The 26,370-nt window shown below is 35.0% G+C and carries 26 protein-coding genes, 1 tRNA gene and 1 pseudogene; 13 read left to right on the forward strand and 15 right to left on the reverse strand.

The features are described from left to right. Positions 1-142 precede the first annotated feature (142 nt). The 8 genes and pseudogenes from ABXG98_RS01950 to ABXG98_RS01985 form a co-directional block, all read right to left on the reverse strand. A complete protein-coding gene (locus ABXG98_RS01950; RefSeq protein WP_353536996.1) occupies positions 143-445 on the reverse strand; it encodes a hypothetical protein in 303 nt (100 codons plus the stop codon). A gap of 72 nt (positions 446-517) precedes the next feature. Further along, entirely contained in the window at positions 518-769 is a 252-nt protein-coding gene (locus ABXG98_RS01955) for a hypothetical protein (protein WP_353536997.1), read from the reverse strand. Between the two features lie 106 nt (positions 770-875). Further along, on the reverse strand, positions 876-2,513 hold the full coding sequence (locus ABXG98_RS01960) for a DUF2135 domain-containing protein (RefSeq protein WP_353536998.1): 1,638 nt from the start codon (positions 2,511-2,513) through the stop codon (positions 876-878). 83 nt (positions 2,514-2,596) lie between these two features. Continuing rightward, positions 2,597-2,876, reverse strand: a pseudogene (locus tag ABXG98_RS01965) (transposase); the annotation flags it as partial. A 138-nt stretch (positions 2,877-3,014) separates the two neighbouring features. After that, positions 3,015-3,677 (reverse strand): hypothetical protein, encoded by a 663-nt coding sequence (locus ABXG98_RS01970; RefSeq protein WP_353536999.1) that lies wholly within the window; start codon positions 3,675-3,677, stop codon positions 3,015-3,017. 29 nt (positions 3,678-3,706) lie between these two features. Then, positions 3,707-4,612: a hypothetical protein gene (locus tag ABXG98_RS01975; protein WP_353537000.1), complete on the reverse strand. Its 906-nt coding sequence runs from the start codon at positions 4,610-4,612 to the stop codon at positions 3,707-3,709. A gap of 175 nt (positions 4,613-4,787) precedes the next feature. Then, on the reverse strand, positions 4,788-6,380 hold the full coding sequence (locus ABXG98_RS01980; RefSeq protein ID WP_353537001.1) for a relaxase/mobilization nuclease domain-containing protein: 1,593 nt from the start codon (positions 6,378-6,380) through the stop codon (positions 4,788-4,790). Continuing rightward, positions 6,380-6,868, reverse strand: a complete 489-nt coding sequence (locus ABXG98_RS01985) for a hypothetical protein (protein WP_353537002.1) — start codon at positions 6,866-6,868, stop codon at positions 6,380-6,382. Before ABXG98_RS01985 ends, ABXG98_RS01980 begins: the two co-directional genes overlap by 1 nt. A gap of 359 nt (positions 6,869-7,227) precedes the next feature. On the opposite strand from ABXG98_RS01985, the gene ABXG98_RS01990 reads away from it, so the two are divergent. The 4 genes from ABXG98_RS01990 to ABXG98_RS02005 all read left to right on the forward strand — a co-directional run bounded on the left by ABXG98_RS01990 (position 7,228) and on the right by ABXG98_RS02005 (position 9,982). Beyond that, complete coding sequence (locus ABXG98_RS01990; RefSeq protein ID WP_353537003.1) at positions 7,228-8,202, forward strand: hypothetical protein; 975 nt, start codon at positions 7,228-7,230, stop codon at positions 8,200-8,202. A gap of 196 nt (positions 8,203-8,398) precedes the next feature. Next, positions 8,399-9,298 (forward strand): hypothetical protein, encoded by a 900-nt coding sequence (locus ABXG98_RS01995; RefSeq protein ID WP_353537004.1) that lies wholly within the window; start codon positions 8,399-8,401, stop codon positions 9,296-9,298. A 106-nt stretch (positions 9,299-9,404) separates the two neighbouring features. Further along, positions 9,405-9,653, forward strand: a complete 249-nt coding sequence (locus ABXG98_RS02000) for a hypothetical protein (RefSeq protein ID WP_353537005.1) — start codon at positions 9,405-9,407, stop codon at positions 9,651-9,653. A gap of 62 nt (positions 9,654-9,715) precedes the next feature. Then, positions 9,716-9,982, forward strand: coding sequence for a hypothetical protein (locus ABXG98_RS02005; protein ID WP_353537006.1), 267 nt, complete (start codon positions 9,716-9,718; stop codon positions 9,980-9,982). A gap of 375 nt (positions 9,983-10,357) precedes the next feature. On the opposite strand, the gene ABXG98_RS02010 is transcribed toward ABXG98_RS02005, so the two are convergent. Beyond that, positions 10,358-11,764, reverse strand: coding sequence for a site-specific integrase (locus tag ABXG98_RS02010; RefSeq protein WP_353537007.1), 1,407 nt, complete (start codon positions 11,762-11,764; stop codon positions 10,358-10,360). Positions 11,765-12,056: 292 nt separating this feature from the next. On the opposite strand from ABXG98_RS02010, the gene ABXG98_RS02015 reads away from it, so the two are divergent. Together ABXG98_RS02015 and ABXG98_RS02020 are read left to right on the forward strand one after the other, a co-directional pair. Further along, positions 12,057-13,100 carry a site-specific integrase gene (locus ABXG98_RS02015; protein WP_353537008.1) on the forward strand — a complete coding sequence of 348 codons (1,044 nt, stop codon included), beginning with the start codon at positions 12,057-12,059 and terminating at the stop codon, positions 13,098-13,100. Next, the gene (locus tag ABXG98_RS02020) at positions 13,093-13,422 is read left to right on the forward strand and encodes a hypothetical protein (RefSeq protein WP_353537009.1); all 330 of its coding nucleotides are present in this window, start codon (positions 13,093-13,095) and stop codon (positions 13,420-13,422) included. The genes ABXG98_RS02015 and ABXG98_RS02020 overlap by 8 nt, the downstream gene beginning before the upstream one ends. Here ABXG98_RS02020 and ABXG98_RS02025 read toward each other — a convergent pair. Continuing rightward, positions 13,390-16,095 (reverse strand): FG-GAP-like repeat-containing protein, encoded by a 2,706-nt coding sequence (locus ABXG98_RS02025; RefSeq protein ID WP_353537010.1) that lies wholly within the window; start codon positions 16,093-16,095, stop codon positions 13,390-13,392. The genes ABXG98_RS02020 and ABXG98_RS02025 overlap by 33 nt on opposite strands. A gap of 537 nt (positions 16,096-16,632) precedes the next feature. On the opposite strand from ABXG98_RS02025, the gene ABXG98_RS02030 reads away from it, so the two are divergent. The 7 genes from ABXG98_RS02030 to ABXG98_RS02060 all read left to right on the forward strand — a co-directional run bounded on the left by ABXG98_RS02030 (position 16,633) and on the right by ABXG98_RS02060 (position 20,268). After that, positions 16,633-16,717 (forward strand) — tRNA-Leu (locus ABXG98_RS02030). 443 nt (positions 16,718-17,160) lie between these two features. After that, positions 17,161-18,354, forward strand: coding sequence for a site-specific integrase (locus ABXG98_RS02035; protein ID WP_353537011.1), 1,194 nt, complete (start codon positions 17,161-17,163; stop codon positions 18,352-18,354). Positions 18,355-18,517: 163 nt separating this feature from the next. Continuing rightward, positions 18,518-18,880: a hypothetical protein gene (locus ABXG98_RS02040; protein ID WP_353537012.1), complete on the forward strand. Its 363-nt coding sequence runs from the start codon at positions 18,518-18,520 to the stop codon at positions 18,878-18,880. Beyond that, positions 18,873-19,181 (forward strand): YkvA family protein, encoded by a 309-nt coding sequence (locus tag ABXG98_RS02045; RefSeq protein ID WP_353537013.1) that lies wholly within the window; start codon positions 18,873-18,875, stop codon positions 19,179-19,181. Before ABXG98_RS02040 ends, ABXG98_RS02045 begins: the two co-directional genes overlap by 8 nt. 12 nt (positions 19,182-19,193) lie before the next feature. Beyond that, complete coding sequence (locus ABXG98_RS02050; RefSeq protein ID WP_353537014.1) at positions 19,194-19,694, forward strand: hypothetical protein; 501 nt, start codon at positions 19,194-19,196, stop codon at positions 19,692-19,694. A gap of 122 nt (positions 19,695-19,816) precedes the next feature. Next, on the forward strand, positions 19,817-20,002 hold the full coding sequence (locus tag ABXG98_RS02055) for a hypothetical protein (RefSeq protein ID WP_353537015.1): 186 nt from the start codon (positions 19,817-19,819) through the stop codon (positions 20,000-20,002). Next, entirely contained in the window at positions 20,002-20,268 is a 267-nt protein-coding gene (locus tag ABXG98_RS02060; protein ID WP_353537016.1) for a DUF2787 family protein, read from the forward strand. Before ABXG98_RS02055 ends, ABXG98_RS02060 begins: the two co-directional genes overlap by 1 nt. A gap of 328 nt (positions 20,269-20,596) precedes the next feature. Here the strand turns inward: ABXG98_RS02060 and ABXG98_RS02065 are convergent, their stop codons facing one another. The 5 genes from ABXG98_RS02065 to ABXG98_RS02085 all read right to left on the reverse strand — a co-directional run bounded on the left by ABXG98_RS02065 (position 20,597) and on the right by ABXG98_RS02085 (position 25,711). Continuing rightward, positions 20,597-23,464, reverse strand: coding sequence for a DNA polymerase (locus ABXG98_RS02065; RefSeq protein WP_353537017.1), 2,868 nt, complete (start codon positions 23,462-23,464; stop codon positions 20,597-20,599). Between the two features lie 71 nt (positions 23,465-23,535). After that, entirely contained in the window at positions 23,536-23,970 is a 435-nt protein-coding gene (locus tag ABXG98_RS02070; RefSeq protein ID WP_353537018.1) for a hypothetical protein, read from the reverse strand. 73 nt (positions 23,971-24,043) lie between these two features. Beyond that, entirely contained in the window at positions 24,044-24,313 is a 270-nt protein-coding gene (locus ABXG98_RS02075; RefSeq protein WP_353537019.1) for a hypothetical protein, read from the reverse strand. Between the two features lie 9 nt (positions 24,314-24,322). Continuing rightward, positions 24,323-24,544 carry a helix-turn-helix transcriptional regulator gene (locus ABXG98_RS02080; protein WP_353537020.1) on the reverse strand — a complete coding sequence of 74 codons (222 nt, stop codon included), beginning with the start codon at positions 24,542-24,544 and terminating at the stop codon, positions 24,323-24,325. Next, the gene (locus ABXG98_RS02085) at positions 24,545-25,711 is read right to left on the reverse strand and encodes a tyrosine-type recombinase/integrase (protein ID WP_353537021.1); all 1,167 of its coding nucleotides are present in this window, start codon (positions 25,709-25,711) and stop codon (positions 24,545-24,547) included. It lies immediately after the preceding gene. Positions 25,712-26,370 lie beyond the last annotated feature (659 nt).

Genomic DNA, 26,370 nt, shown 5'->3' on the forward strand with positions numbered 1-26,370 from the left:
AACATCATTAGAAATCCTCAAGCGCAGACTCGGGAAATGCATTCGCGTGTGTAAGAACGGTCGTTATTAAGCCGACACATTTTTCCTTTGAGGTTTTTAGCTAATGCTAATACTGGCTTTGTGTCGAGCACATTGCCAGTCGTTAAGTTAAGTCGGCAATTTCTTGTTCAGATAAATCTTTATATCTTTTTGCATTCCATGGCGGGCTTTCGAAAGTTTCGATGAGATCCCATAGTTCATCTTTTATTTCCTCACTTTTGTTTTCCCAATAGTGAAATTCTCTATACATATAATCCAAGACGGTTTCTGGCTCATGACCTGTTGGTGGAGCTGTATAGCTCAGGGCATTTACATCGATAAAAGTATCTTCATCAATGAGTAATTCTCCTAACAAATAAACATCAAATACCTCTTCATAAACACATTGCCTAAATGCTTCAGCCAAGTAATGTGTTACAGAGCCGTTTTTTCCTTTGCACATCATGTACTTTTTATTTTTGTTTAAATATCTATTAATCTATAGAGCTGTTGGGGCGAGCTGTTTTTTACCATCACCTATATTATTGAATTTGTCTTCCAACTCTTGCAAATGCCCTATTATGACTTTGTTGATGTTGTCCGCAACTTGGCTAGTATCTCCGACATATTGTAGGCATATTTTCTCAGATAAAACTCTAATTTGCTCAGAACGACCTGTGTTGAAGTTCTGCGTGTTCGCATACGAGCTAAGACTACTCAACACGAACATTAAACATAAAAAGGTTTTCACATCAATTCCTTTGTATTGTGCAACTTACAGGTAATCAGTTTACTACCTTACTCTATTTGGATAAGTGGGTATATTGTCGGTTTCTTTCGTAATCACGTTATTTGTTTTAATTACCCATTTTTACAGTATCTACTAGCCATTCACGTTCACCATTAAATGTATGATTGATGGTTTTATGATGACGTCCATTAAGGAACAGGTGCACTGTGACATTTGCTTTATTAATATTCCCATAATTTACAACACTAATACGATAATCTCCTTCTATACCGTTTACTACAGATATGTTTTCAGGGCCATAACCACTAGTATTATCGACATCTAGATTGATTTCATTTTCACCACGGTTAAATGATTTGTTTTGATAAGAAATATGAATACCATTTGGACCTGACAGGTGTAAATCTATATCCCCTTGATTTTCCCACACTAAAGTCGCACGCAATCTAGAAATTTTTCCAGTATAGTTTATAGTTCTAGCTATTTTGACCCTATTTTCAGCTAGTTCACCTACTAGGGAAACAGTATTAATACCACTTTCAATGACTGCGGCAGAACGAAATTGACCTTGACCATCAACTTCGAAGCTCTGTGGTCTACCATTGACCTCAATATAAAACCTAGCTTTATCTGCGTTCTTGCCTTTAGGTACTTTACCGCTAATCCACTGCACTTTATTGTTAGTTGTAATGTTATCTTTAGGTGAATATATTTTCATTTCATGTAACAGCTTCTCTCTGGTGTATTCACTTCCGCCTCCCCAGAAATCCTCACTTTTATCAGAACTTTCACCTTTCTTTAGCCATTCATTGTCGTCTGAAAAACTGTCCTTTGATGGTTCTTCTGTTCCTCCAGCCCAAAAGTCATTATCATTTGTTGAGCTGTTGTCATTTATTTCTTCATCACTTGAATTCGAGCTTTTTCCAGACCAAAAATCATCTTCTTCCTTTTCTAATTCAGCCGACTTAGTTTCTTTTTTATTTTTTTTCCGCAGCCATTCATCATAGGCAGAGGTATTGAACTTTGCACTGAGAATAACTGCACCGTTATCCGTTATTATTCCCTTACTTTTCTTTAAGATTTGACTCGTTAGTGTTTTGGCTTCGGTACTTGGTATAAACGAATAATTTAAATTAATAAAGTTCTCTGACGTTATCGTCATAATGTTTCTGGCAAGTATTTTGTTCCAAGCAGGGCTTTCTGGCGTTGTAAAATTTTTCTTACCTGCCGTTCCCAAAGCGCCGCCATCACACTTTACATAATTGGTATTGGTAAAATTATGTAAAGTGTGATGTATGGGTATAAGTAATTCTATGTCAGTAACTTTGGGTGGTGATGATAGTTCTGAAGCGGGTACGTTAATATCTAATACTTTTCCGTTTTCTTGAAAGGTATAACTCTCTTTATTTTTTGGTGTCCAGATGACGCTACAAGTAACTACAGGTTCACCGAGTAATGTCCAATATTGCATTTCATATTGATAGTTAAAATCAAAGTAAACTCCCTTAAATTCAGAAGAACTCCATCTACTAATCGAAGAACCAGTTACGATAATTCTTTTTCCTGATGCACTAGCAGTGTTTTTTTTATTATCTTTGCTAGCAATACATTGTTCATATTTTACGTTAGATATTTCGCAACCAGCACCGATGCAGCTTTTTTTGTGTTTAGAGCAGTCAGCTATTGCGTTAGACATCAAAAGTAATGAGCTTAAAGCTATAAGCAAAGACATGTTTAGCTTCATTGTTAATTCCTTTTTAAATCTAGGTAAGATATTCAATCTAATGATGACACAATCTTTGATGTTGTGTCATATTTAAATAGCTAAATATGAGAAATATTCTTTAGTTGGTCGTTTATCGTTTCAATAATAAAACGCCTTGATAACATAGCTCTACCCCATAATGACATAGCTTTTGCTTTCATATTACTGCAAACTGTTGTGATCAGGTCGACACCTTTTCTTTTAAATTGGCTGTTAACTTTTTGCTAATATAGTCCTTATCGGCTTAGTGTCGTGTACGTTGCCTGTCGTTAATTTAGCATCAACTATCTCACCTTTAAAATTAGTGACTAAGTGCAGTTTGAACCCATATAACCACCCCATAATGTGACTGGAATTTCAAAATATTTTGATATCCATAACTCTACAAATTAGACTCGCAAAAGCTCTATTGATGGAAAGAAATCTCACGAGTTATGACTAGACCCATGCCCATATTGCCAGTAATGCTACTGTGCTTTGTTATGTGTTCAAGTAAGCTTGTTCAGCAGCTTTTAATTTTTTTGTGTTGAGAATAAAATCCTCTGAGTCACGAAGTTCTTGAAAAAACTTCCCTTTATTTTCATATATTTCTCTTAATTCTGTTTTATCTAAATTAGATACTTTATCTGCAATTGATAAAAGAAATTCTAATCCTTTTTCTTCAACTTGTTGACTTTGGATTTTTCGCAATGTTCTAATTAAATCTTGTTCCTGCTTTAAATAAATTTGTCTAGCTAAAAAATCTTCATCTAAAACATTAATATTTAGTGTAAATAAAATAGTATCGATCAAATGTTTTGAATTACTTGCAACCAAATTTTTATTGTGAAGAGCCATGACAATATCATTAATATCATTCTCTTCATCTGATAAGTAACCTTTATAACCTTTAGTGAACTCGAATTTGATTTGAGAATCCTTTATTGGTTTAAGAAAACTAATCTCTATTTTTGCTCTTGTAATTGAGCGGTTAAATTGGGTCTGTTCATCAATGGGGATTTTTAACCAAAATCCTTTTACATTACCTTCCCAGCAACTGTTAACCTTTTTGTTTAGTAATTGTTCAAGCTGGATATCAAATGGCTCTGGTAATAAATGTTTAATTGTATTATTTAGTGCTTTCAACTTTTCTAGTTCTTTCATGGTTTTACCTTATTATTATTTCTCTCGGCTTAGCCGAAATTTGTTCCATGTATTTTGTCTAACTTCTCTCTCATTCTTCTTAGGGAGGTATCACTTGTTATTTTATGTTTTAATTGAGGTTTTTCTACGTATAGTCGGTTGAAATTAGTATCACTATTTAATTCTGCTCGTTCATCTTGAGTGACAGGAATAAGTTTTGGTGAGTTAGGTTCTTGTTCTTGTGGATTATTTTTCTGCTTAAGTAACGTGCTAACCTTTAATCTCTTACCAATCAAATAACCTTCATCAGTAGCCATTAATTTTTTAAAATACTGATCTACTCTTTCTTCAATGCCGTTGGCCCTAACTCTTGCCTGCTTTATCTTGGATGCTGTAATGAACTTTGAGATCAACAGGTTTGCTTCTATCAGTTGTTCTATGTCATCACTAGCATAGATTTTGTGAGCGAAAAGTTTTGGGGTTGAAATCAACTTTTTACAAAAAGCGCCAATAATGCTTTTGGCAACAGTAGTCAATTCTTTGTTATTAATAATCTCTTCCATTTCGATTGTGTCAGGAGCATTAATATCGAGAGAGAGCTTTCTTGCACCTTTTATGCAGCCTAAAAAAGAATAAGTTGGGGATTCTAGGTTGCAGCCTGGTAAATCTTTGAATTGGAAATTGTACTTTCCTGATTCTGCGACAACAGGAGTACCACCAACTAAGCCTAGTCGAGAATATCTTGTATAAGCTTTTTCTATTAATTGCTTTTGCTTGTTGATCCAAAAAATAACTTTTTCTTGTTCGTCTTTAGTTAATGTATTTGATAAGTTGATATGATCAGAAGTGAAATCTAACGTTCCTAACTTAGTAGTTCTGCGTTGATTATCGACATAGTAATGTCTGCTGATAGTGACTATAGTTGCGTCTCTATTGAGTTTAAAGTGAATACTCATTTAAGTGCCTGTTTATTGGTTATTTGTATCCTCATATTTATTTATTCCATACTATTAATATACTAAAAATCTAAATAAAACTCAATACTATACTTTAAAATAATTATCATTGTTTAATTGGTGCAATGTTTTATATATATTAAACTAATTAATATTCTCTCTGGCGGGTGAGGGACTAGAAAGATAATTCATTTTCGTAACTAGCAACTTTACCGCCACCTACTTTTCTATCAATAAACATGACCTGGTTTTTCTTATTAAGAGCAGCGAACCTTTCTGTTTTGTGCTCAACGTTACTCCTGATTCTAATTGTCTGTCCACTGTAGAGCATTGTAGCCATTTCTCGCTTACTTAAGATAATTACTGATGAATTATTAAAGCGAGAATTCAAAGGGCCTAGATCATATCCTCGCTTTGGCAAGGTGCGATTCTTGTTGTAGCAGCTAGGTTTGTTTGGACTCAAAAGCATCATTAATACCTTCATCCAAATTCTTATTAGTTCTCTTTGTAGTCTTTCATTTCTAATTTTCAGTGATTTTAATCCGTGCGGGTCAAATGCGATACAGCACATCCAGTTTATTGACTGATATGAAGCGTTTATTAATGAACTAGCTAGTGGACTAAATGAGTGTGTCTCTTTGTTCTGATATGTAGACTGAATATCATCCTGACTCATTAGTGAAACCACATAAAACTCTGAACTAAAATGACTCATTGCCTCACTGATTTCATCAGGTTCAACTCTAAATGTTTGAAGTAAGTTACTAGCATTTTCTTTTTCTTTAGCTAAAAGTAATTCAGTGAATCTTTCTATCTCAACATCATGAGCTTTTAACATTTCACAGCTAAGTTTTTCAGCTTCATTAAATTCAGTAACTTGATCTAAATCTCTGAAAATTTCGTAATTCAAGCCATCTTTAATTAGGTCCTTTGTTTTGTAACCTTTACCTAGTTGCGAGGCTGTCATTTTAGTGCCTGCGTATGAGAAGCTTAGGCCCTGAATTTGAGTCTCATGAGACTTAAGATTAGCGAACACACCGATGTTTTTTTTCATCATCTCAGCTTGAAATTGAGGTAGTGTGATCTTTGGGTTTGCTTCCATTACTTCGTCAATTGAAACACGTACATGGTTCTTAATTTGATTTTTTGAAAGGTTAGGATTTTTAATTTGAATCTTGTCTTCAAAAGGATTTGCTGTGTGAGAAAGCCCGAATTTTTCTTCGACTTTGGTACGAGCTGCTGCTGCAAACTTAAATTTATTTGATGGATTTACGCTGTTGTGAGGTGGCTTATTACTGATATTGCAAACTGCGATGTGAGCATGTTGAGCAGATGTGTCTTCGTGTAAAGTAGCTGCCCAAGTGCAATTATCATAGCCCATTTCATCAATAAAGATCTGAACTGCTTCGTACCACTGACTGATAGATAGCTCTTCATCCTCAGGTAAGCTCAATACTATGTGCTCAAGCGGAAATTTACTTCTTTCGTTCTTAGATTCGCTCTCATCAAATGTATTTATCATTTCGCTCAAATCAGCCTCTGAGCCTTCTATTTTAACGACCTTACCATTTTTAATCTTATGCAGTGGATCTACTATGCATATGTTATCCGAACAGCCGATATGGTGAATTTTCTCTTTAATACCTGTATGAACGTGCTTTTTATCTGTTTGAGCGCAATCTTTAGTAGCACCGTACACATACGGAAGTAAATTCTTAGCGTGGCCGCGATTATTACCAGCAGGTTTTTCTACGTATTCAGCGATCATTATTTAGCCCTCTTTTTCATTGAGGCCAAAATAGATTCAACATCAGCAATCTCAAGTTGTTCTGTTGCTAACATCTTTAATGCATTTTTGTTTTCAACATTTCCTGAAGAAAAATCGAAAAGGTTTTTACATCTTTTACTTATTATTAATGTATTTTTATATACTTTATTTGCATGCTCTACTTGAGTGCCAATTGAAGATGACATAGCAATTGTATTTAAAACTCTTACAGTTTGATTTAGATTAACGACAGCGCCTCTTAAATCTTTGGCTGATTGTTCATTAACAGGAGGGATAATTATAGATGGACCACTCTCAGCGATGCTGAGGGAAGCTAATACTTGCTCTCTTATGTAACGACCAACCGCTTTCGGACCGAAGCCTTTTTCATTGATAGCATCATTTCTTAGCTGAGTATTTTCGTCTTCATTTAAGTAGACTGTGTAGCGAATTTTTCTTTGACTTGAACTTGTATTTTCTGAAGTCATAACGATTACCTATTGCGTTATGACAAGTGCTTTTAGTTATCCGATATATTTCTTAGCTTGAATCATTTCTCTTGTCTTTATTGTTATTATTTTAATTGAATGCCGGAGCGTTCAATCACCGACGAAATGCGGGAGCGTTGAGGCCAAGGTAAATAACGTTATATGAGCGGAGCGAGTAATAACTGTTATTTACATACCTTGCTTAATACTTTCCAATACAAATTTAAAAATTAATGTATATCTTATATTAGCAGTAATTATTTATAAAAAGCAATGATTTTATTTAATATATTGATTAATATTGGTTAGGGAGTATATAATGTGGTTTATTAATATATCTAAATAAAAAAGGTTGTCAAATGGCTTCGGCAGGTCGAGCACCCCTATCCAAATTAGAAAAAGCAAAGAGAAAAGCATCTAGAGATTATCGTAAAATTTTTGAAAAACGTGCTCTTACTTATGATGATATTTATGAGAAAAGATCGGGCAATAAAAACATGGGAAGAAAGCCGATCTCAAAAACAGAACAAATTAAAAGAGCTAAAAATGATTTCTTAAAGTCATTATCTGAGCACCGTGCCGAGGCACGAAATGAATCTATTTCTCTTCCTGGCATTAGAACTCTTTTGCGTGAATATAAGTCATACCGTGCGAATGATTCCGCAGGACGTAAAGGCAGTGATCGTGTTATCACACTCTCAAAATACATAGACAAAGAACAAATAAAACTCGATAAAGCTATGAGCGAACCATGTCCTTTGGAGACATATAATGGGCGTGGTCGTAAGCCAATGTCGCGCGATGAAAAGAAAGTTCACTACGAAGCGAAGATACAAGAAGCTCATGATGAAATTAATGAGCTTTTAGCTAAAGCTGTGCCTTCTCAACTTATATATTACAAGTTAAGAGAAGCTAGAGCAGAAGTCAGAAGGCTTAAAAAACTATCAATCGCACAGCCGCTTGATGACATGATTAAAGATCACCTTAGAATTCATGAAGATAAAGTGGCTGAACTTCAAAAAGAATATGATTATCAAGTGCATATGGAAAATAAAGGCACAAAGAGAACGTTGGCAAGCGTGACAAAACCCTTGTCAAACTCGGTTTTGGAAAATGAACCCCTTGATAGGTCTGACATTAAAGCGGTAGTGCCTACTAATCTATCTGAGCACGAAGTAATTGAACTTCTAAAAGAGCAGCAAAACAAGCTTGATGAAGAGATGCGCATACTTGATGAACTTGAAGAAACACTACGCAGAAAGGCTCAAGTACTCAAGCAGAAGCGTGAGTTACAAGAAGCAATTGATATCAAACAAAGACAATTAATTAACTAGCATTAATGATAACCGATGATTGATATTAAGTGTTATAGTAAGCATATACTAAATCATAAAATATCAATTAAATTGATAATAAATGATAATATATTTTGACATCAGTATATAATTATTAGATAATATAAAGGATAGGTTATCTAATCAATAACAAAAAAGAGGAGAATCTAAATTATAAGCAAAATAGGTATTTAAAATGATTACAGTAGACTTAAGAATTAAAAACACAGATTTAACTATCACTTCAGTAGAAGACCTAATTAAATTTGAACAGTCAGAAAGCAAATTGGGTGTTGAAGGCATAATAACTCACGATGAAATAAAGCATCACGCATACTCACTAGCTGAAGTAATGCTGATTATCTCATCACTAAATATTGGCGACTTATCTGAACTAGCATTTATTGAAGTAGATTTAGAAAATAGCTCTGAAGAAATACAAGAAATAATCTTAGATTCAGTTGCTGAAATTGAATCACTAGAGAGCAGATCAGAAGTTAAAGTTGGAAGCCACGAATTTTACAAAAACCATATCAATGATTCGGTTTATCATATTCATTTGCTTAAAAATGATTTAGTAATATCGAATCAAAAAATGTATGACCTCTTCTTTTTTAAGAAAGAACTTCAGTATAAAGATAAGCATTTTAAAGTTATCGAATTAACTGATTCTCAAATTAATGGTGTCAAATCTCAATTTACAAAAGGGTTATTCGATAAATATGATGCAAGTGTATCAGAAGTAACTCAGAGCATTGATCTGGAAAATTGTCATGAAAGTATCAAAAATATAGCTATTGGCTTAGTTAGAAGTATCAATGGCTATCGCTCTAAAGCTGAAGTAAATATTATGGATAACAATCACTCTGTTCTCGAAGTAAAAGGCAACAAGTACTCAATTTTTACATTAAATAACACCTTGTTTGCTCATAAAGAAGGCTCTAGCTTTAAAGATATTCTTTATAACGATGTTACTGCAAAAGTAAATTTATCAGAAGATCAAATGAGCAAGTGCATAGCAGTTGATTTCGAAGATGAAGTAGATCCATATGTTGTCCAATTAGATGAAGAAAGAGAAGAAGCTCTAAATAGCTAAAGAATTAAAGCAGTGGCAGTAGCTGCTGCTAACAAATCGGATTTAATAATATTAATAAGCCAGGGATACGGTGTAACTTTTTACCTAACTAATAAGGTTTATTAATATGTCTTTTAAACTACAAAGAATTGATGTAACAGCCACGGACAGATCGGCCAAATCATTTGAGATCAATTCAGTTGAACAGCTTAGCGAATGCGTAAACAATCAACATAATTTATCTAACTTATTCGGCTTCCTTTATTTTGACAACAATGAAAAAATTGTAATGGATAACAAGGCTGACGCTTTATCTAAGCTTGAATACTTGCATTTTAGCAAAGTTATTCATTTGAATTTATACGCAGCACACTAAGCGATTACGTGATTTAAAGTGCTCAAGTTGGGCGCTTTTTTATTAAAATTAAGGATGTACACATGGCACTTGATTTCGAGAATATCTTTGAAGCTGTTTCAAAGAAAGATCCTGCTCCATTCAATGAAGAATATGATTTTCGTACACTAGTAGATAAGATTTTGACTTCAAATAAAATCACTAATCAAACTGAATTAGATACTGCATTAATTAGAGCAGGGGAGATCTGGGACGCGCTATTAAAGTCGGCAGAAGGCGATGAACTTGATCAGCTTGCTGACTTAATAAGTGACTATGAACATCAGAAATTTATGGGAAAAAATAAATAAGTCTCACAGTGAGACTCGATAGAAAGAGCTATTTTTTGTCCTCAAAAAACCTTTGAACACAAATAGTTTTTTGATATCAAATAATCTTTTGAAGTCAAAATTTGGCCGTGGCTTTGGTGCTTATATGGGGGTAGATTGATGTGGTATAAGAATAACGCTATCACATTTATCACATTTATCACATACGCCAACAAGCGTATTTTTAACTTTACCGCTATCACTCAATGTTACATCCCTTAATTTGAATGTTGCATTCACGAATGATTGGCATTTTTCACACGCTGCTTTTTGTGAATCGCCAACTTTTAGTATTTTCATTGTATGTAATAACCTTATAAAAATTGGCTGAGTAGTGGGTTGGCACTTGAACTTTTTTTAGGTAGATTTTTCATCTGGTGCCGGGTTTAATCTAGCTAGTTCATCTTTGCTTAATATTCTGAAAAATGTATTTTCAGGTCTGAATTTTTCATAATGAGCTTCAATTGTTTTAACGCTTGTGCCACATTGCTTGGCAATTAGTTCTTTACTCATGCCTTCTTCAATGCATTTATTTATATATTCATGGCGACAACTATAGAGCGTATAGTGATTCTTTAATTTCTTATTTCTTTTCAGGTATACATCATATTGTGTCCATGCAGTTCCAAGATCTAGATCTGCTTCAGTATTTCCAATGAAGATATTGTCATCCGATTTTTCTTTCCTGATCGAATCTATGCTTTTTTTCTCTGTTGTTAACACGTAATGTAATTGCTCTAAAGTTTCAAGTGCATCTGGGCCAATAATTAAATCTCTACTAGTAATTGAAACTTTTCCACCTCTCTTGACCGCTTTAGATCTCTTACCTTTAATAATTTCGAGCATATAGTATGTATATTCTTTTCCATCTTTTTTGCCTTTATGCTTTGTTATATGCTTCCATTTGATGCCCATAGCCTCTTCTCCAGGTCTTACGCCTGTCAGTATTAAGAAGTTTACATAAAGTGGCAGAATGGTTCTTTTGTGTCTTGTAATGTAATTATTTTTACCACTTTCAAGGAAGTTGATGAAGTTTGACATAATTAGCACAAGATCATCAGCTTGAAAAGGATCACCCGTTTCACCTTCAATATAATCAAATTTAGGTAGATCAGGAATGGTCTCGATATATCCTTCGGCTTGAGCAAACTCGAAGATCTCTTTTAATGCTGTCTTTCTTTTGGTTGCTGTTGTTTTAGGCATAAATTGAAAGTTATCTAAATCTTTTAATTTACGAAGTTGGATGTTCTTAAAAAGCTTTATATCAATATCGCGCCATTCATCTATTGTTAAATAATAGTCTTTTATTATGGGTATATAGTCCTGTCTCGAAAATCTTTTCGCACCATCACTCTTGGCTTTATCTGCTTTAGCTTGTAATTCATTTATAGCGCCTGTACAGACCTTTCTCCAAGTTATAATGTCTTCTTGATGATATGTACCTGCCTTTACTTTTTCAGTGATTTCGAACTTGATTTGCTTCGCTTTATAGCTAGCATCAGCAATACTTATTTCCTTTGTGCTTTTTTTGATATACTTCTTAATTCCCGGTGCTCTAAAGCGACACCAAAAATAAGGAGAGACACCATTTTTCCAAAGCCATAGATTATCTTCAACTTGAATAGTGGGGGGCGCTAATTGAAGCTCAGAGAGCGTAGAATCCTCATGTAGTTTCCTGTAATCCATTACAGCATTGTAAGCAGTATTAATCTCAACATCACTCTCTAGGCGCATTAAAAAAAACAGCTTTTCTTTGTTGTCCATATTAAAAACCACTAATGATATTTACATAAAATAATAACCTAAAGTGTATATTATGTGTATATCTATAGCAACTAATATCATAAGCTGTTGATTTGTTATTGTATTTTTGTTGGTGCTCTGGATTCAAAATCCGTTGCCTTCGGGCGTGACGGTTCAAGTCCGTCCTCCGGTACCAATTATTTTAGTCCCTATTAATCGGGGGCTGCAGTAATTAAGTAAAAAGCTCAGTCTCAAAAATTTGCGGTTATTTTTTTATCAGCGTGTGCAATTATGTGCATTGAGGGAAATAACCATGGCAACTACCCAAACTATCCAAACTATCCAAACTATCCAAACTATCCAAAGAAAGTCTGGCAAGCGTTTTCGCGTTCAATTTATGAAGGACGGACGCAGAATAGGCAAAGTTTTCAACCGTAAAAGAGAAGCTGAATTGTTCTTAGCTCAACTTACAGTTGATGATTTATCTAAAAATCTCACTAATCACACTTTAAACACTATGCTATTTTCTGATGCATGCTTTGAGTATTTAGCGCAATATCAAGGTAAAGATCCTAGTCAAATCCAAAGAGTAAATTACTGGGTTAATGAGTATAGTGATCTATTTATTCGCAGAGTCACCAAAGTTAAACTTAAAGCTACTATAAAAAAGCTCAAGTCTGAGAAAAAGAAACCTGCGACACTCAATCGATATAAAGCATCAATTAGCACAATTTTCTCATGGCTAGCAGATGAATATGATATTGAATGTAACCCTGCGCGTGAAATCAAACAATTATCAGAGAACAATGCTAGAACTCGTTTTCTTTCTGATAGTGAGCTCAAAACGCTATTAAAAGCATCTAAAGAATCAAACTGGGAAAGACTTTACCTATTAGTGTTGATGGCTATTACAACTGGCGCTAGGCGCTCTGAAATGCTTAAACTTAAATGGGACAATATTGATTTTAACAATCAAACCGCTTCACTTGAGGTAACTAAAAATGGTTTTCCTAGAGTTTTACCTTTAACTGATGAAGTCATAGATGAACTGAAAAAATATAGGGAGTTAGGCAGTGGAAATGTATTTCCTCACCCATCAAAACTAACAGGTTATTTTAGGAACTTTGATAAGCACTGGGATTTAGTAAAAGAAAATGCAGCAATCAATGTCTTTAGGTTCCATGATTTAAGGCATACTGCTGCATCTTTACTTGCCAAAAATGAAGCAACTTTACTTGAAATTGCAGAAGTACTAGGGCATAAGTCATTAGAAATGACTAAGAGATATGCTCATTTATGTATAGGGCATAAAGTGAATCTTGTTAATAAAGTAATGGGAGGGATCGCAAATGGATAGTAAAGAAAAGCTCTATACGGATTTCATGAGGAAAAAACTGATTGATCATGAATCGAAACCTGATCGAATTAAAGCACTTGATGAACAGATGAAACAAGCAAGACTTGAAATTGAGCGTTTGAAACTTGGTTCAAAGGTTTTGAAAGCCTATGAAGAGGGTAGAAATAATAAAAGGAAAAAAATTGAGGGATTGCAATCTCTCTCTAGTTTACGCCTCAAAATTTATGAGTGGAGCATTAAAAAGCCGTCTCAAAAGGACGGCTTTGTGATATTAACTAAGCATAAACTATTAGTTTTTATGTTTTATAAATCTTCTAGGTAATAACACTAAACTCAAAATTAATAACATAAAGAAGCTGATTGAGCCACCACCGCCACCACTACTTTTTGTTGGTTCAGTTGGAGTAGGTGTCGGTGCTACAGATTTAGTTGAATCTAATGGATATGCATCATCAGTATCTGAAACGCCATCGCCATCATCGTCTGTATCTGCATTGTTACCAACACCATCGCCATCAGTATCAACAGATTCTGCAGCATCTAATGAAAATGCATCATCCGCATCTAAGGCACCATCTCCGTCATCATCTTTATCAGTGTTATTACCTATGCCATCACCATCTGTATCTACAGACTCGGCAGCATCAAGCGGGAACATATCATCAATGTCTAAAACACCATCACCATCATCATCGGTGTCTATTGCATCATTAACTCCATCACCGTCTGTGTCTGTATCATTTCCTTTACTGGAATCTAACGGATAATCATCAACATTATCATTAGCACCATCATTATCTGTATCTGCATTATTAGCCGAGGTTCCCATTAATGATTCGGTTAAGTTATTAATACCATCTTTATCTAAATCGTTATTTGCATCGCTATCGTCATTAGTATTTAAACTATTAGCTGTCTCGTAATCATTTGACATACCATCACTATCACTGTCTTTATCGACCGCTGCAAATTGGTATTCATTCCCATCGAAGATAAGCTTTTCAATATTGATTAAATTGTGGTTTACAGATGTATCTTGATTAACCACTTGGAATCCGTTTTCTGCTTTAGTTAGTGTGTATTGTTGTAAGCTATTGCCATATGTTGCACTGTCTACACCATCACCACCATCTAAAATATCATTGCCTAGTTGACCATTGAAACTGTCATCACCAGCATAACCAAAGGCTTTTTCATCGCCTTCTCTTAATTCAATAGTGTCATTATTTGATGAGCCATGTATCTTGGCATTTTTGGCAAATGAATATTTTCCTTCAGCCTTACCTTTGGCAATATAATGTGCAAGGCCGTCAGCATATGTTCCAGCATTTATTGCAGTTACAACAGCAGGATTTTCGGTTAAGTAATAGTATTCTGAAAAACCAATGGCACTTTCTGTTTGAACGCCTTTAGGCCCAGTATAAAATTTATTTTTAGCTCTTACATCGAAATAGAACTCATTATCTTTGTCGTCTAAATACATACCACCAGAGGTAACAAAACCTAACCTGCCATCAGCCAACATATAAGGAAAATAACTTCTATCCGATAAGCCATATGGATTCTCATCGCTATAAGATTGATATATTGGCTCTTGTTGTAAAGTTAATTGATGAAAGCCATCCCAAAAGGTAGAAACAAATTTTCCATTTCCTGTATTGACTAATATTTCGTTAGCCCACGTTTTATCGATAGCTTGATATAAATCTCCTTGCCATGGATTTTCTTCTCCGCCCCACATATGATCAACGGCTTCAGAATAGGCACCTTCAACACCAATAAGATCCAAAAAACCATCATCATTGATATCCATTATCCGCATATCATGGCTAGCTGAGTTACTTAAATTATAGTTAAATAATGTATCATCGGTAATATCAGTAAATTGATGTTCACCATCATTACGTAAGAACTGAATAACACCCGCTGCATCATGGCCATCTTCAACCCAGATCATGGTATTGACTAAAATGTCGTTATCACCATCATTATCAATGTCCATAAGATCTACTTGTATGGCATGGGTAAGCAAATCAGGGAAATGTGTTGGGTTATCAGAAAACTGAGAGCGGGTTCTAAAGTAAGTATCAGGCAAAGCAATGACATCACCATAAAAATGTTTTGTTTCAAATTGAAGGTTATCAATGATTAAACTCATTGAGCCGTAAGAGCTATCCGTAGGGGAATCAGCAGAATCAACAATAATAATTTCCATTTCAGGATCATCGTCGATATTACCAAAGACAACGGCAGAGCCTTGGGGGATCCATTTGATATCTGATGCATGATTACCTTCAACAGCTCTATTGAACTTTAAAATATATGGAGTAAAATCTCCTTTGGTATCATTTAAATATAAAATGACTCCTGTTTTACCAACAGTTTTCGCAAAATCAGGATCATTTGATGCGTCAATATCAGCATTATAAGCACTACCGATAAAGTCAGGGTAACCATCATTGTTAAAATCACCTGTGCTGCCTTCATGCATTGCCATCTTATAATCGAATGATTTTGCATCAAAGCCACTACCATTATTGGTGTACAAAACATTTTCAGTATCAATAAAGGGACTTTCATTGTGTCCTGCAATAAGTACATCGGGTTGACCATCTAAATCATAGTCGTCAATTCTTATAAAAGTAGTGCCATCAGTATCGGAACGCCCAAATAGCTCTTGAGTAGATAAAATATCAGTTTGTTCTGGGTTTGCTTCAAACATATAAAATGGCGCTTTAGTTGGGGTCTCAGGTTCAGGAACAGCAAAAGTCCAGCCACTAATAAATATTTCGGGGTTGCCATCAAGATCAGTATCACCCACGCCAAAATATTGAATAAAGGAGGTATCATTAAAATGTGATATTTCTTTTAAGGTAAAATCTTCGGGAGCTATTCGTGTACTAGAAGGTAATGGATTGAGTGTTATATCATTTCGGTTATCTGCGTATGTGATAAAAGAAGAAATTAAAAGAAGCGACAGCAATTTTACTTTCATTTGAAATTCCTTGTATTTTGATGAACTGTTTTAATATTTAGAAATTGTTGTATTAAATTTAACCATAACACAACTCTAAATTACAAAACACTATTAAATGGCAGGGCTAGACGATGAATATCGCTCAACTTTTTTAGAATCTGGGATTAAAATGCGCTAGCCGTGTAGTATTTACAAGGAAACTAATAATTTTGATTTTTTTGGCATGATCGCAACACATTTCGGTTAATTGTAGCTGGAAATGATCATAATTTAACAAAAACTCAAAGTCCGCTTATGGCTATCATAATTATTAATTTCGTCACTTGAAGCTTCCGCTTAGCTCATTACGTTGTCAGTTTTGACTCGTATTTTCCGTGTGCAAATATGTGCAAATGGGTATATATGTGCAAATTTACCTCAAATTCACTGACTCTGAAAGCCAATAAAACAGTTGATTTAAACCAGAGTCAACCGTAATATACCTACGTAAACCGCAATTTTGGGATTCAAAATCCTTTGCATGGACAGCATAAATTTTGAAGTTATAGAAGAAATGCCAGCGTGATGAAATTGGTATACATGGGGGATTCAAAATCCCCTGTCGCAAGACGTGTCGGTTCGAGTCCGACCGCTGGTACCACCTTTCTTTCCTTGTTTTTAAAGGGCTATAACGATACAGACCGACTTTAAATGTCGGTTTTTTTATGTCTAAAATACAGTGTATTTTAAGTCATTATCCAGTCTTTAATGGTTCCGAAATTTGCAGTAAAGTTACTGTTCTATATACCTCACCATAGGTCGCTCCTGTGCATATCCTGTGTAGTGCGGTAGTAATTAATCTACGTTAATCGATGTTATTTCCTCGGTTAAAATGCCATAAATAACTAATTTTCATGTAACTCAGAGCTCAATTTCAGGTTTGCTTTTTCCTGTCTTTTTACGGTCAGTAAAGCCACATTCTTGTGCTTTTAAACTCATAACATCTAGAGCTTAGTTGATTAAGTTTTGAAACTAACGAAATAAAGACAAAGGTAAATATATATTAGATTTTTGATTTCTATATAAATAAATCAGAGGTTTAATATGAAAAAGAAATTCAAATTTACAAATTCCCGTATAAGAGCATTAAAACCACATGATCCAGATTCACCTTCAACAGAATTAGAGCTTACCGATGATAGTGATGTAACGGGATTAAAATTACTTATTGGAAAATCAGGGTCAAAAAGGTTTCTTTTACGCTATTCACTTCAAGGTAAAAAGTCGATATCTATTGGACGCTTTGGTGAAATAGACGTTACGTTAGCAAGAAAAATAGCACAAAAATATAAAGCTCAAATCGCAGAGGGTATAGATCCAAAAGCTGAAAAAGATAGTTATAAATCAATGCCTACCATTTCAGAGTTCTTCTGGAATACTTACTTTCCAATGATTAAAACTAAAAAACGAGCATGGAAAAACGACCTACAACGGTTTAAACGTTTTATAGAACCAAAACTCGGCAGTAAACGTTATAAGGAACTTAAACCGATAGATGTTGTTCATTTACAGCAAGATATTGCTAATAGTAAAAAAATGAATAAAAACTATGCTCCGGCCACTAATAATCGCGTTATAGCAATTATTAAAACCATGACCAGTTACGCCTTAAAGCTAGGAATAGTAGAAAATAATGCCGCTGCACCTATCAGTCTACTCAAGGAAAACAATATCAGAGAGAGATTTTTCGATATTGATGAAAGCAAACGTATTATCAATGCTGCACTAGAGTTAGATAACCCATACTTCGGAGCAGCTATTGCTATGTTATATCTTACTGGCAATCGTAAATCTGAAGTCTTTGGCTTAAAGTGGTCTAATTTTGATAGAGAAGCACGTACTATCTTAGTTGAACATAGTAAGTCGGGTAAGCCATACATCATGTACCTTTCATCAATGGCATTTGAAATTATCAACCGATTACCCACCGTGAAAGGCAACCCTTATATATTTGCGGGTAGAATTGCTGGTAATCATGTTAAAGATGTTCGGATTACCTATCGAAAAGTGTTAGTTAATGCTGGTATAACGGATTTTGAAGGAATTTGTTTCCATACCGCAAGACATTCAGTGGCCAGCAACATGATCTCATCCGGTAAGTTCTCACAAATACATGTAAAACAACAACTTGCGCATGAGTCCATTCAATCGAGTGAGCGTTACATAAAACATACACCGAGTAGTGCTAGAAATATAAGTGAAGGCTTTTCTGATTTAATAAATCAAGCAAACATGTAACTTATCTATACCCATATGGAGACTTACTCCAGTACTTAACTGGTTGATATTTATAATTATATAAAACCCCATAATTTAGCAAACTACGTTTCATACGCAGCAACACATAAAGCCAGTTCTCTTAATTGAGAACTGGCTTTTTTCATTTTGGAGAATAAACATTATGCAATTACTAGATTACTGGCCAGAAAATAACATTCTTGCTCTACCTGAACCTGTTAGTAAAGCACTCTTAAACCACTTAATTGAACCGTTTGGTGATGAGCAGAGTGCACATGAATTTTGGAATGAATACCCATCAACAATCATCATTATTGAACCTAAAGATTCCAACTCTCTTTTAACTTTGGTAGGTGAAGGAGTTAAATATTTAATCACTTCTGGGGTTGAGTTTCATGAATATACACAGTCTTTAGGCCAAGGTTATCAAGTTAATTTATCAATCGTAAATGATGCTGGAAATGGCGTTTATTTAGTTTTCAGGGATGACATAAACCTAACTTTATTGGGAGTCATTGATGACTAAGTTACCTCACGATAAAGCATGGCGTAAGTTTAAAGATATTAAAACATTCAAAAAGTTAATTGAGTGTGCATTGGTGCTTTACACACTAATCCTAGATGCAGATACACCTGTTTGGATTAAATCCATCGCCATATCAGCATTAATATACTTGATAACACCTTTGGATATTTGTCCCGACTTTATACCAATTAAAGGCTTAGCAGATGATCTAACGGTGTTGGTTACAACGTTACTAAGCATTAACCATCACGTAAAACCACAACATAAAGAGCAAGCAAAAGACTTGTTCAGAAATCTATAAGGAAACTATTCTATGACAAACAAAACAAGTGTAAATAAAAATACAGATAGTAAACAAGAGCAGAGAGCTACCAAAAAAGCCATAAACGAACCAGATAAGAAAGAAGTGAAGACTACTTTTAAAACCCTGTACAAAGGCCATGCTAAGAAGTTAAGCCCAAAAGCAGAGGGTCATATTACTTTTCAATTAATAGAAGACGATAAGGGTGTTAAATATCTACAATTACTTGAAAATACTAGTGGAGGAGTATTCAGTAAATTACCAGTACCACTTCAACTAATTTTATCTACTTTAGAAAAGCAGCAACAGGATAAACCGTTTAAATCATCAATTGTGAAAGATGTATTTACTGGAAAAGGCTCTAAAAGCGCCAATAACACTTCTTTTATGATTGCCGTTTTACGGGCAGAAGATATTGAACTGTTGATTTCTTCTGAAAATAGTCAATTTTTATCAAAGTTAAGCCCTAACTTTAAAGCAAAAGCCAAGCAACTTTTAGCTAAAAAAGTCTAATTTAAACAAAAAAGTCCCTTCAAACTTAAGAGTTCAAAGCACTCACGTGCTTTGCCCGTTGTCGCGTCATACTGACACACCAACGGTTAAGAGTTGAAGGGACGCAACTAGAGAAACACATTATGAAAATAGAATTTAAAAATAATGTTACATCGTTAAAAGTAAGCGGAAAGCTTTTAAAAATCTTAGATGAAGCAGTACAAAGCTCCGAAATTCAGCTTGATGAAGCTACAGAACTAATATTTTCATTTAAAGATAATTCCTATGATCCTGAAATGGGAATTATCATCCTGTTGAAATCAGAATAATGAAACATACCAACTTATGGCATTTTGACTATATTACCAACTTATGGCATTTTGACTATATTACCGACTTTTGCTTTGTTGGCTCAGGCTATTGTGCTGAACTTGTAAAAGATGTTGATTTTGATTTTACAAATAAAGTTTGTTATCACCTTTATGCAGGAGCCCAACCGCTTGCAGATATTATCTATTTTTATGAGTTGTGGGAAAGAAATTTTATAAGTTACGTTGAAATGGGTGTCTTTAAAGTTAAAACTTCATCAACGTAAAAATACTGCTAAAAAGTACCGTTATGTACCGGAAATAAAGTTGTGTGCAAATACTCAGGAAAGAAAAACTCTCAACTTTTGTTAGAAAAAAACACCTGATGAAATGAATATTGTAATGGTTGCTTTTTAATACTAAGTATCTTAAATCCCATGCGTTAAAAAATCAGCTCTTCAATTTCATGGAAAAAAACTTAGCATACCCCAATTGTAAAATTACACCGCAGTCTTAACCCCCATAAATATTGAGGAAGCGTATATAAGTATTTGAGCAAATAGCGCTGAATGAGAAAAAGATGATAACCCAATTACGGGTTATCATCTTTTTTTTTTAGTGCTCAATCAACATTTCTGTAACTCTATCTAAATCTGCTATTGGAAAAAGCATTTCCATCGATAGGCTAGGATACTTTTTCAGTATCACTTTTAGTAATTGAACGGCTTTTAAAGTAGCAGGAACTGTCTGAGCAACCAACTTAGCTCGCTTTGCATTTTTTAGGTCATCAGGATTAGTTGGATAACCGTTGTTCGTTAACCACTCAGCTATTTCACTGTTGGTATGGTCACGAGTTAAACCCCATGTTTCACGAGTGTAGGCTCTAAAGAATATTCGCCTGAGCACATCAACAGAGCCCTTCTCGTTGATATTCATCCCACAACCTTTTTTAACGACAAGCTTGGTTTGGTAATAGTCATCCCACTCATACCAATCATTCATCGTTTTTAGATTACCGCGACGTCGAAATCCATCAAAAATAGCCCTAACTTTTAAGAAATCGTCAATGCTATCCCAAGGTTTACTATCAAAAGCCAAATGCTCAGTGTCACGCACATTCATCATATGATGGTTAATTGGTTTACGCTTGAAATCATACTCAAGGTTTGCTCGTCTCTTTTGGTTTTTACGCACTAAATCAGATTCAAGTAACCACATTTCACCTTGTGGTATTAGGGTGCTGAACTTCATTGGCTTATCGTCAAAGCGGCGATTTAAATATAAATTAACCATGGCTTCATTTTGTTTAACTTTAATCGCGTTACGGTCATCTTCAAATTCAATTTTAACATCCGGTCTAATACCCGCTTTTGCTAAAATTGGCGGATGTTCCCCATCAAGTTTTGAGCTAAATTGCCCTCTGGTGCGAGCCCCTATGACTTGGGTGGATCTAGATTTTTCTTCAAGCATGCAGCTACCATCTATTAAATTGGACAAGTGTTGATAACGCTTTACTAAAGGAGTATCAAAGTCGAACTTTTCAAGTGGGTAAGATCCCAGCCAACCATCGGTAGTCATACTTACCACTATTTCATTTGGTGGGATTTGATTTAGCAATTCAGCAATTACAGCACGAATATAGCCAGTAACATAAGCGGCAATAAACTCATTAGTAACGGATGATTCACTGATTTTAACGTTTTTACCTAACTTTGTATCAAAGGCAGTTTTCTCTTTTAAACCTTGAGCAAACTTTCCATACAAACTATTGCCAATTTCTTTCCACGTTTCGTCTTTAGATTTATCACCGACGGCTTTTGCTTTATTTCGCTCTTCACGAACTTTTCTAACAATAGGTTCAAATAACCGTATTTCAGTTTGAGCCCAAGGTACGATTATCCCGTAGACCATTTTTATGGAACACCCTAAATTATGTGCAGCCATAATTTCAGCAGCAGTGCAGTAAGATTCACCTTTTAGTGGAAAGATTAACCCTTTATCGCCAGCGGAAACTGGTAAACAAGGAAATCTAGTATTTTTAGGAAACTCAAACTCAACATGAGCATAACCAGCCACATGTCCCAAGTAATCACCAACATCTGTTGATGGCGTTATTTTGCTATAGTCAAAAGTGAATAAATCACAAAGGCCAGTTGTGTACGCACCCTTTAAATCAAGGTCGTAATAAGTCCCGACAGGGGTTGGTCCACAATAAACACCTTCATTTCGTGCTCCGTGATAACAGAGAGTGACAAAACCTTTATGGTTCTCTCGGTGTGATGCTGTTCTTTTTACGGGTCTAGTTTGTGTCCTTTGGTTTTTAACATGCCAATACTCTTGTTTTTCATTGTAAATGCCAAAAATAGATTCAAATGAACCAAGAGACGGGGTACGTTTTATCTGCTGCTTTAATGTGTTCTTAAAAGCCGAAACCGCACAGGCCCCTATAGTTGGTGGCAAATTGCCTAAACCTAATTCATTTCTGGTAAAGTCGTGTCGTGAAATCCCAAAATCGCAAGCTACTCTTGCATCTCGCATTGCGTATTTATAAAAAGCTGATTTATCTTGTTCAAGTAGTTTATCCATTCGGCTAATATCATGACCTTCAGGGATAGGTAGTTTAGGTAAACCAATCATTTCACCTGCAACAGCTAAACCAGCTCTGTTTGGAGTGTGAAGCATAGTATCTATAAATTTTACAAAGCATTTATAGGTATGCCTGTTGTAATCAGATAAACAAATTGGCTCTGGTGAAAATTTACGTTTACGTTCATCATTTATATCAACTTTATAGGGTTTCATCACACTGGCAACGGTACCTCCAATACCAGATAACTCATCTTTCATTTTCCAAAATGATTTAAAACTGGGAAGGTCAGCACGTAAAAAGTGACCATAAACATAGACCATTGACGGTAGCGTAAGGCTCTTGTCTTCTTTAATAATTTTATTAATAACATTGCTAATAAATTTTTTAAAAGTGATCCGGTCAGTATATTTTTTACCTTTTGGATAAAAAATATACTCATAAGATTTATTACCAACACGAGTATAAGCTTGGCACGATAAAACAACATTACGATAGGTCTCTTTACCTCTTATAAGTTCCATTACTTCGTAAAATTCACTATCAATACCAATGTGCATCACTGGCCCATTAGCATTTTTTATAACAAAAGGGTCTTTAACGTTTTCGTAATATTGCTGAACCTCTTCATCGATTTTTTGCATCAACGCATTAAAATCAAAAGAGTGTTGATGTTCGTCAGAGGTGTTATTAACACTGTTAGGTTCAATTGCGAAATTCAGTTGGGGTGGCATGAACTCAATGTTAACGGTGTTTTCTAGAACGTCAGTGTTATGTTCATAATGCAAATGTTGGCCTAAAAAGAGGTTCTCTGTTGTTGGTTTTACAGCACTAGAGGTAAAACTAATTTGTGGCTTTTTCAAGTCGACAGGTAATTGTTCGTTATTAAGTGACATTATTTTCAGTCTCCATAATGTAAAAAGGCTTTGCGATTAAGCAAAGCCTTTAAAGTTTATAAGTAAGTGGTTTATGCCATTAATGTTGGCCAGTCGATAATGTGTGGTTTTTTATCACCAGCGGTATCGTAAGCTTTGCAAATTTCTGAACAAATAAGTTCAGCCTTATCTGAATCTGTTTCTTCAAGCCAATAGATAACTTCACCATCGGCATTGTTAATAACAACGGCTTTTTCTGGAGCTATAGTAATAGCACCAATATAGTCTGCGCGAACAAAAGCGTGCTCATTCAACTCAATTAAATGATGATCTAATTTAGCATTTAAAACTTGGTCACAGATTGACTTCATAAGTTCGACACCCTTTACAGCGTCAGTTTCCTGCACATAAACCACAGGCTTCCCATTAGCACCGATAACAGCAATACCCTTTTCATAATGATACTGCGCGAAAACACCTAAAACTGCGTTGAATCTGGCATTTTCGCCAGCTTTTACTAAAGACATAATAGCCTCCTATTTATTAAAAAAATTGTGTATATAACCCTGCAGAGCATTGCCTGATTAAGTTTCTCTTGCTTCAATCCCAGTCCGTGTAAGGACAAACCGTGTTGTCTATTTCAATCACCCCCTCATTAAAGTTTTTTACTTTATGCAGAATTTCTTCATACATATAAAGAAGTTGGTACACACCATTACATCTCATGCGTGCTATACAAACCTCGTTAATGTTATAAAGCTTTAATTCATAACCAGGCTCTAAAACGATTTTTTCAACTTCATCTAAATAATATTCGGTACCATTTTGTAACTGGTCCCATGAAGTGTGCTTTAAGTGTTGCGGTAACATTGCAACCTCCTATTTTGTTGAGTTACAAGCGTCAAAACGCTCTTGTAACCATTGTTCTACATCAGCTTTACGCCATCGAACAGGTGAATTGGCGTGCCCTCCTAGCTTTAGAAAAGGCGGTACACTAGTGCTGTTCGCTGACACATTCTTCTTCAATGTATTTACAGGCATAGCAATGGCCTTAGCTACATCTTCAGCGCGCATAAGGGGAGCGATATTTAATTTAGACATTTATTTTTCCTCGTTTAGTTTTGGGTTTATTAAAGCTTGTGCAGTCGCTTCTGAAACAGCAGCAACAGCGTCAGATTGGTAGTGAACATAGCGGTGTAGAATACTGGGGTTTGAATGCCGAATATGTTTAGCGACCATATGTACGTCGCCACCAGTGACTTCAGCACAGGCTGAACTACTAGTCCGGCGCTGGTCATGCTGAGTTAAGGTTGAAATATCATGGCCGAGTACCGCCATTCGTTTTTTAATGCGGTTAAATGCACCACGTGGTGATGTAATATGTCGATCGGTATACTTCTCAGAAGGAAAAACGAACTCGTTCCAAGTGCTTGAAACACGCCGTTTGAGTAGCTCTTGCACGAATGAACAAGTAGCAACATATTGAGCTTTTCTTGATTTAGTTTCAGGCAGTTTGAGTGTTTTAAAATCAGCTGAAATATCTGACACTTTTATCGATATTGCTTCATTTACCCGTAAAGCTTGTAGGTACTGAATCAAAACTGCATCAGCACCGACACTATTTTCAGCAATACAACATTTGAACCAATCTGGCCTTTGTTCTGGGCTTAGGGTCACATCACGAATATTAGAGACTTTGGGTAGGTCGAGATCATCAAAAGGGTTAACTACAACGTCACCGTATTTAATAAGCTTTTTGTATAATTTTTTGGGGTATAGCACTAACTTACGTATAGTTTCTGGTGCTTTTTCCTCTGCGATTAATTCAAATACTTTGCTTTGTGCCAAATCGTGGTCAACATCAGTAATTAACATTTCACCAAAATACTTTCGTGCAAAGCGATTAATACTAGACAGCGCTGATTTTGGGTCTTTTACACAGTTTTTGTAATAAGGTACCAAATATGTATCTAAAGCTTGGTTTACTGTTTGTAGCGATTTGATTTGATATGAACCATTAATCATTTCTACTCTCTTGGTTTTAACATCATTGCGCATATCGGATAATTTAGTGGCTGGGCACTCACCGATAGAGTCGTTTATACGTTTACCTTTATATGAAGTAACAAAGCGATAGGTTTTTTTAAATTTACTGATGTGCAAATGAAGCGAGCGTTCAACAGTGTCGCCTATAATGATAACTTTGTGGTTTTCGGAGTAAGGTTCATTTCTATTTGATTTCTCGGTCATGTGCTTGCGGTGAATCATAGTCAAGCCTCTTGTTGAATATTAAAAGGGTGACTTGTCGATGTGGTGTTTCAGAGATATGTGATAACAATCAAAAACCAGTTCTTTCAAGTCGTGATTAATGATTTGTTCTTGTTACTTTTTCAAAAAAGTAACAAGAACAATACGCGCGCGAGAAAAGCTGTATGGAAAAGATAGGGTTAACTGAGTTTTACCTGTTTATGGCCTGTTCATATATAAAACGCTAGTTTTATTTTGACGAGTTTTTGAAATGGTATTTGTTTTACTACATACACCCTAATAGCAGAATTACACCCGTTAAGTTTATCGAGTATCTAAGCTGAAAATTAAGGCAATAAAAATGCACAACCACAGTTGGTTGTGCAAGTCAGGAAGTGTTTAAGTGGTTAAATAGAGTTAACTAATACCATGTAATCATTTTGATTGACTCATTATGATTACACTTAAGTGTTTTTCATAATATTACGCGCAATAACTACTGTATCTGCTTACAGTGTATGGTAAGATGTGCGCTAATTTTTTAATAGAAAATTAATAGGCTAGGGGTGTAGTTATAACTTGTCACACCTCGAAAATTACTTTGCTACTTAATTTATAGCAAAACTTCAGATTAAAAATCTAATTTAGTTTAAAATATTGCACTTTAACTTACATAAGAG

It is taken from the genome of Colwellia sp. KU-HH00111, from assembly GCF_040362745.1.
Lineage (GTDB): Bacteria > Pseudomonadota > Gammaproteobacteria > Enterobacterales > Alteromonadaceae > Colwellia.

Excerpts from the sequence above, each read along its gene's own strand:
- ABXG98_RS01960 (WP_353536998.1), bottom strand. The coding sequence starts at position 2,513 with ATGAAGCTAAACATGTCTTTGCTTATAGCTTTAAGCTCATTACTTTTG.
- ABXG98_RS01970 (WP_353536999.1), bottom strand. The coding sequence starts at position 3,677 with ATGAAAGAACTAGAAAAGTTGAAAGCACTAAATAATACAATTAAACAT.
- ABXG98_RS01975 (WP_353537000.1), bottom strand. The coding sequence starts at position 4,612 with ATGAGTATTCACTTTAAACTCAATAGAGACGCAACTATAGTCACTATC.
- ABXG98_RS01980 (WP_353537001.1), bottom strand. The coding sequence starts at position 6,380 with ATGATCGCTGAATACGTAGAAAAACCTGCTGGTAATAATCGCGGCCAC.
- ABXG98_RS01985 (WP_353537002.1), bottom strand. The coding sequence starts at position 6,868 with ATGACTTCAGAAAATACAAGTTCAAGTCAAAGAAAAATTCGCTACACA.
- ABXG98_RS01990 (WP_353537003.1), top strand. The coding sequence starts at position 7,228 with ATGGCTTCGGCAGGTCGAGCACCCCTATCCAAATTAGAAAAAGCAAAG.
- ABXG98_RS01995 (WP_353537004.1), top strand. The coding sequence starts at position 8,399 with ATGATTACAGTAGACTTAAGAATTAAAAACACAGATTTAACTATCACT.
- ABXG98_RS02000 (WP_353537005.1), top strand. The coding sequence starts at position 9,405 with ATGTCTTTTAAACTACAAAGAATTGATGTAACAGCCACGGACAGATCG.
- ABXG98_RS02005 (WP_353537006.1), top strand. The coding sequence starts at position 9,716 with ATGGCACTTGATTTCGAGAATATCTTTGAAGCTGTTTCAAAGAAAGAT.
- ABXG98_RS02010 (WP_353537007.1), bottom strand. The coding sequence starts at position 11,764 with ATGGACAACAAAGAAAAGCTGTTTTTTTTAATGCGCCTAGAGAGTGAT.
- ABXG98_RS02015 (WP_353537008.1), top strand. The coding sequence starts at position 12,057 with ATGGCAACTACCCAAACTATCCAAACTATCCAAACTATCCAAACTATC.
- ABXG98_RS02020 (WP_353537009.1), top strand. The coding sequence starts at position 13,093 with ATGGATAGTAAAGAAAAGCTCTATACGGATTTCATGAGGAAAAAACTG.
- ABXG98_RS02025 (WP_353537010.1), bottom strand. The coding sequence starts at position 16,095 with ATGAAAGTAAAATTGCTGTCGCTTCTTTTAATTTCTTCTTTTATCACA.
- ABXG98_RS02035 (WP_353537011.1), top strand. The coding sequence starts at position 17,161 with ATGAAAAAGAAATTCAAATTTACAAATTCCCGTATAAGAGCATTAAAA.
- ABXG98_RS02040 (WP_353537012.1), top strand. The coding sequence starts at position 18,518 with ATGCAATTACTAGATTACTGGCCAGAAAATAACATTCTTGCTCTACCT.
- ABXG98_RS02045 (WP_353537013.1), top strand. The coding sequence starts at position 18,873 with ATGACTAAGTTACCTCACGATAAAGCATGGCGTAAGTTTAAAGATATT.
- ABXG98_RS02050 (WP_353537014.1), top strand. The coding sequence starts at position 19,194 with ATGACAAACAAAACAAGTGTAAATAAAAATACAGATAGTAAACAAGAG.
- ABXG98_RS02055 (WP_353537015.1), top strand. The coding sequence starts at position 19,817 with ATGAAAATAGAATTTAAAAATAATGTTACATCGTTAAAAGTAAGCGGA.
- ABXG98_RS02060 (WP_353537016.1), top strand. The coding sequence starts at position 20,002 with ATGAAACATACCAACTTATGGCATTTTGACTATATTACCAACTTATGG.
- ABXG98_RS02065 (WP_353537017.1), bottom strand. The coding sequence starts at position 23,464 with ATGTCACTTAATAACGAACAATTACCTGTCGACTTGAAAAAGCCACAA.
- ABXG98_RS02070 (WP_353537018.1), bottom strand. The coding sequence starts at position 23,970 with ATGTCTTTAGTAAAAGCTGGCGAAAATGCCAGATTCAACGCAGTTTTA.
- ABXG98_RS02075 (WP_353537019.1), bottom strand. The coding sequence starts at position 24,313 with ATGTTACCGCAACACTTAAAGCACACTTCATGGGACCAGTTACAAAAT.
- ABXG98_RS02080 (WP_353537020.1), bottom strand. The coding sequence starts at position 24,544 with ATGTCTAAATTAAATATCGCTCCCCTTATGCGCGCTGAAGATGTAGCT.
- ABXG98_RS02085 (WP_353537021.1), bottom strand. The coding sequence starts at position 25,711 with ATGATTCACCGCAAGCACATGACCGAGAAATCAAATAGAAATGAACCT.